Source organism: Psychrobacillus sp. (assembly GCF_056205495.1).
Genome location: NZ_JBAEAP010000574.1, coordinates 1 through 4,232 on the forward strand (window position 1 = coordinate 1; position 4,232 = coordinate 4,232).

General features: G+C 36.9%; 6 protein-coding genes. 1 reads left to right on the forward strand and 5 read right to left on the reverse strand.

Annotated elements, in window-relative coordinates; translation table 11 throughout:
* Nucleotides 1-164 precede the first annotated feature (164 nt).
* The 5 genes from AC06OU_RS16210 to AC06OU_RS16230 all read right to left on the reverse strand — a co-directional run bounded on the left by AC06OU_RS16210 (nucleotide 165) and on the right by AC06OU_RS16230 (nucleotide 3,656).
* Entirely contained in the window at nucleotides 165-965 is an 801-nt protein-coding gene (locus AC06OU_RS16210; protein ID WP_475857157.1) for a transporter substrate-binding domain-containing protein, read from the reverse strand.
* Nucleotides 966-971: 6 nt separating this feature from the next.
* Nucleotides 972-2,297, reverse strand: coding sequence for an aspartate aminotransferase family protein (locus tag AC06OU_RS16215; protein ID WP_169360235.1), 1,326 nt, complete (start codon nucleotides 2,295-2,297; stop codon nucleotides 972-974).
* 395 nt (nucleotides 2,298-2,692) lie between these two features.
* Entirely contained in the window at nucleotides 2,693-3,097 is a 405-nt protein-coding gene (locus AC06OU_RS16220; RefSeq protein WP_475857159.1) for a hypothetical protein, read from the reverse strand.
* Between the two features lie 10 nt (nucleotides 3,098-3,107).
* Nucleotides 3,108-3,461, reverse strand: a complete 354-nt coding sequence (locus AC06OU_RS16225; RefSeq protein WP_475857160.1) for a GNAT family N-acetyltransferase — start codon at nucleotides 3,459-3,461, stop codon at nucleotides 3,108-3,110.
* Nucleotides 3,462-3,656, reverse strand: a complete 195-nt coding sequence (locus AC06OU_RS16230; protein ID WP_475857162.1) for a hypothetical protein — start codon at nucleotides 3,654-3,656, stop codon at nucleotides 3,462-3,464. It lies immediately after the preceding gene.
* A gap of 130 nt (nucleotides 3,657-3,786) precedes the next feature.
* Between AC06OU_RS16230 and AC06OU_RS16235 the strand changes: the two genes are divergently transcribed.
* Nucleotides 3,787-4,232, forward strand: a 446-nt coding sequence (locus AC06OU_RS16235) for a class I SAM-dependent methyltransferase (protein ID WP_475857163.1), incomplete at its 3' end; no start/stop codon positions are given.

Here is a 4,232-nt window from a genome sequence, read left to right on the forward strand (position 1 = left end):
GCTAACAAAATCCCTAAAATTAAACCTAAAATTGTGGCTCCCACAACTATTTGAAGTGTAACACCTATTCCTTTTGCAATATAAGGAATAGAGGGAACGACTGCAGAAAAATCTAACATATCGTTACCCTCCTTTCTATTCAAACTATTATATTTTTATTTCTTTTATTCTGCTTCTACTACAAACCATTTTTCTCTAAGCTCTTCAATTTTTCCTTCTTCAATTAACTCAGTAATAGCTTTATCAAACTTCTCTTTAAGCTCACTGCCTTCAGGGAAAACTGCTGCTTTAGTATCTATTTCTTCAACTACTATTGGGAAGAAAGTTAAATCTTTGTTACGCTGTGTATAATTTTCAGCTACTACATCCTCTATAACGGCTGCATCAAAACGCTTTGTCATTAGCTCTTGAATAACCTCTGGGATTAAGTTGCGGCTCTCGACTTTCATGTCTACTGTTTCTGCTAATTCATTTGCTAGCTCTTCTTGAACAGATGAGATTTGAACTCCAACTGTTTTACCAGCTAAGTCTTCCACTGTTTTAATGCCACTGTCTTTTTTAGTCACTACCATTTGTACTGTTTCGTTGTAAGGAATAGAGAAATCCACAACTTCATCGCGTTCTTCTGTTGGTGACATTCCTGCTAATACGAAGTCTAATTTACCTGCTTGTATCGCTGGGATTAATCCGTTGAAATCAATGTTTTCTACTTCAATCTTATATCCTAGCTTTTCAGCGATTAAATTGGATAGGTCAATATCAAAACCAATAATCTCTTCGCTCTTTGTTGGATCGATAAATTCAAACGGTGGATAGTCAGCTGAAGTCCCCATTTTTAATACTGGTAATTCCTCAGAAGGTGTAGAACCCGATCCAGCATCCTCTTTCGCATCGTCTTTAGTTCCACAAGCAGCTAGTAAAGCAATAATCATTGTTAGCATGATTAGAAATAACTTGTTTTTCATAATGTTTTACCCCTTTATCTCATTTATTTTTATTTCATTTGTATATCGAATAATTGCTTTTTCAAGCATTGTTAAGCCATCATCAATTTGTTCCTTTGTTACCGTTAATGGAGGTATCATACGGATTACTTCACCGACGTTTCCACAAAGATAGAAGAGCACGCCTTCTTCTAGTGCATAGTCAAGAATTTTCATCACGGCTTGTCCATCTGGCTCTCCAGTTTCTATATTAGAGATTTCGATACCAATCATTAAACCGACAGAACGGACATCGCTAATGATTGGATATTTTTCTTTTAGCACGTTTAACTTTTCAGTTGCATATGCTCCTACAACTTTAGAGTTTTCTACTAGGTTCTCCTCATGGAGAATTTCTAGTGTAGTTAAGGCAACTGAACAAGCAATGGGATTTCCACCGAATGTTGTCCCATGCATTCCTAATGGCCACTTCTTCATTAATTCCTTAGAAGCAACGGTTGCACTTAAAGGTAAACCAGACGCAATTCCCTTTGCAATGGCCATAATATCGGGAGTAACCTCGAAATATTGTGCAGCAAACCATTCTCCTGTTCTTCCGAAACCAGTTTGAACCTCATCAAATATTAATAAGATTCCATGCTCATCGCAAATTTCTCGAATTCGCTTCACCCATGATTTAGGAGGGATAATGTATCCACCCTCACCTAGTACTGGCTCTAAAATAACGCAAGCAACCTCTTCTGGAGTTACCTGATGCTTAAAGAGTCTCTTAAAGTCTTTATCTAGCTGCTCTACACAATATACTTCTGGATCCATTCCCTCTGGACAGCTCTTCGCGTCTGCATAAGGAATCTGGTACGATAAATGAGATGGCTGTAAAAATTTTCGATACTTACTTTTAGACGTTGTGACACTTAGTGCACCAAGTGAACGACCGTGAAAGCAGCCCGTAAATGAAACAACATACGGTCTCTCTGTTACAAATTTCGCTAGCTTTAATGCTCCCTCGATAGCCTCTGTCCCACTATTGGCGAAAAAGAAACAGTCTAAATCTCCTGGTAACACTTCTCCAAGATTTTTGGAAAGCTGTAGAATCGATTCGTACATAATAACTCCTGAAGGCCCATGAACTAATTGATCCGCAGCATCTTTAATACTTTGAACTACTTTCGGATGACGGTGTCCGGTATTTGTAACGGCAATACCTGATGTAAAGTCTAAATATTTCTTTCCATCCGCTCCAAAATAGTAGCAGCCTTCCTCTTTAACTATTGGAATATTAGGATGATCCTTTGCCATACTCGGTGCTAAAAAATCTCCCATATTATTATATAAATTTAGCCAGTTATCCATCTTATTCACCCTTACTTTTCATCCACTATCAGATAGCTATTAATTTAGTAATCTGTTTTATTTCTAGCTAATGGATTTTTCTAATATTTATATAATATATGCCTTTATGTATAATTATACAATAGGTAATTTAGGGAAATTAAAAGTTTAAATTTCTCGAATTTTCAATTTAATGAATTTGGGCATTACTATAAGAAGAAAACATGAGGCGGATACATAATCAACCTAGTTTCAGGCACTTGAAGTAGTACAGATATATAGAGGTAAACACTAGTGGTTAGAAGTCATTCTAGGGGAGAGAGAGTACTGGCTCAGACCACGCGTAGCGGATAAACTGCGGCTATGAGGTAGACAAGAAAGCCCCGAAAATTTTTCGGGGCTCTACTCCTCATACCTTAAATATGCTCAGTAACTTCTCGGTTCAATAACCATTGTCCATTTCTCTCTTCCCAATCCTCTATAGTAAAGAATCGAGTCAACTCTTGTCCGTTTTTTTCAATAACCATTTCATAAAATACAACGAATCTGTTAGGATCACGTTGTCTAATAATACGATGCTCGAATCTTTTCTTTGCATCCTGCAACGCTTCCACTGACTCTCTCATTCCCTGTATAGCTTCAGGACGGTCAAAGAATTCTGGTCTTTCCACATGACTATTAAAAAAAGTAACATAGTAATTATTAGTCATGATTTCAAGACCTGCAGTATCCCCTGAATACATTGCTACGTTCCATGCCTCAATGAAGTCATCGTGTGCTTTCGAAAATTGTTCAATTGACGTTTGAAATAGATCTGCCATCATATACCCCCTATGATTTTGTATTCCATTCACGATTCAACATACTGTAAAGAAGTGAATTTCTCCACCCATCGGTTAATAGGATATTCTCTCTTAGTAGTCCTTCTTGCTGCATACCTGCTTTCTTTAAAACCCTTTCCGAAGCACTATTTCTTGCATCACAGGTGGCATAAATACGGTTAAGTTTTAGTTCATTAAATCCATAATCAATTAAAATATTGGCAACTTGAGTAGCTATACCCTTTCCCCAAAAATCTGGATGTATTATATAGCCTATTTCTCCACTTTTGTTAGACAGGTCTATATGAAATAGCTCTCCTGCTCCTATCATTTTGCAGCTTTCTTTATCAATAACTGCAAACACTTACCTATTTCTTTTTTCCTTCTTGGCCTCTGCTAAAACTTCCTCTAAATAAGCTTTAGTGTCCTCTAAACTATTTGGTCCCCATGGTTGGTATTTACAAGCCTCTTCTTTTGATGCATACGAATGAATATCCATAAGATAGTGTTTTGTCATTTCAGTTAAGTATATGGTGCTATTTCCTAGTCCATTCTCCATTTTAGAAATCTCCTATTTCTATTACTCTTTCTTTATTTATTCTCTTTAACCTACTATTTTCCCTTTAATCAACCTAGCAGATTAGTCTTTTTGTGCATATGATATTGTAACTAATTTAGGAGGTTGCTTCATGTCAAATAAATACCTAGATTTACTGTCTTATTTTGGGATTGGAAGTGCGCATCCGGGGGGATTTGGATTAACTCAATTTATATTAGGGAAAGAAAAAATTCAGGCAGCTCAGTCAGTATTAGATATAGGGTGCGGTACAGGAAAGACCTCCGCTTTCTTAGCTACAAAGTATGGTTGCAATGTAACTGCTGTCGATAATCATCCGATTATGATTGAGAAGGCGAGAGAAAGGTTTAAACCATTGGAGGCTGACATTCACTTAATCGAAGGAGATATTATATGTCTACCATTAGAAAGCGACTCATTTGACATTATTATTTCTGAATCGGTCCTTGTATTCACGGATATTGCACTAGCTTTAAGTGAGGCTGCTCGTCTCTTAAAAAAGGATGGAAAGCTACTGTTGATTGAAATGACGGGAGCTTCTAATGCTTCGGAGGAAGT

Bases quoted from the DNA above. Each gene is read 5' to 3' on its own strand.
- AC06OU_RS16230 (WP_475857162.1), bottom strand. From the start codon at position 3,656: ATGGAGAATGGACTAGGAAATAGCACCATATACTTAACTGAAATGACA.
- AC06OU_RS16210 (WP_475857157.1), bottom strand. From the start codon at position 965: ATGAAAAACAAGTTATTTCTAATCATGCTAACAATGATTATTGCTTTA.
- AC06OU_RS16220 (WP_475857159.1), bottom strand. From the start codon at position 3,097: ATGGCAGATCTATTTCAAACGTCAATTGAACAATTTTCGAAAGCACAC.
- AC06OU_RS16215 (WP_169360235.1), bottom strand. From the start codon at position 2,297: ATGGATAACTGGCTAAATTTATATAATAATATGGGAGATTTTTTAGCA.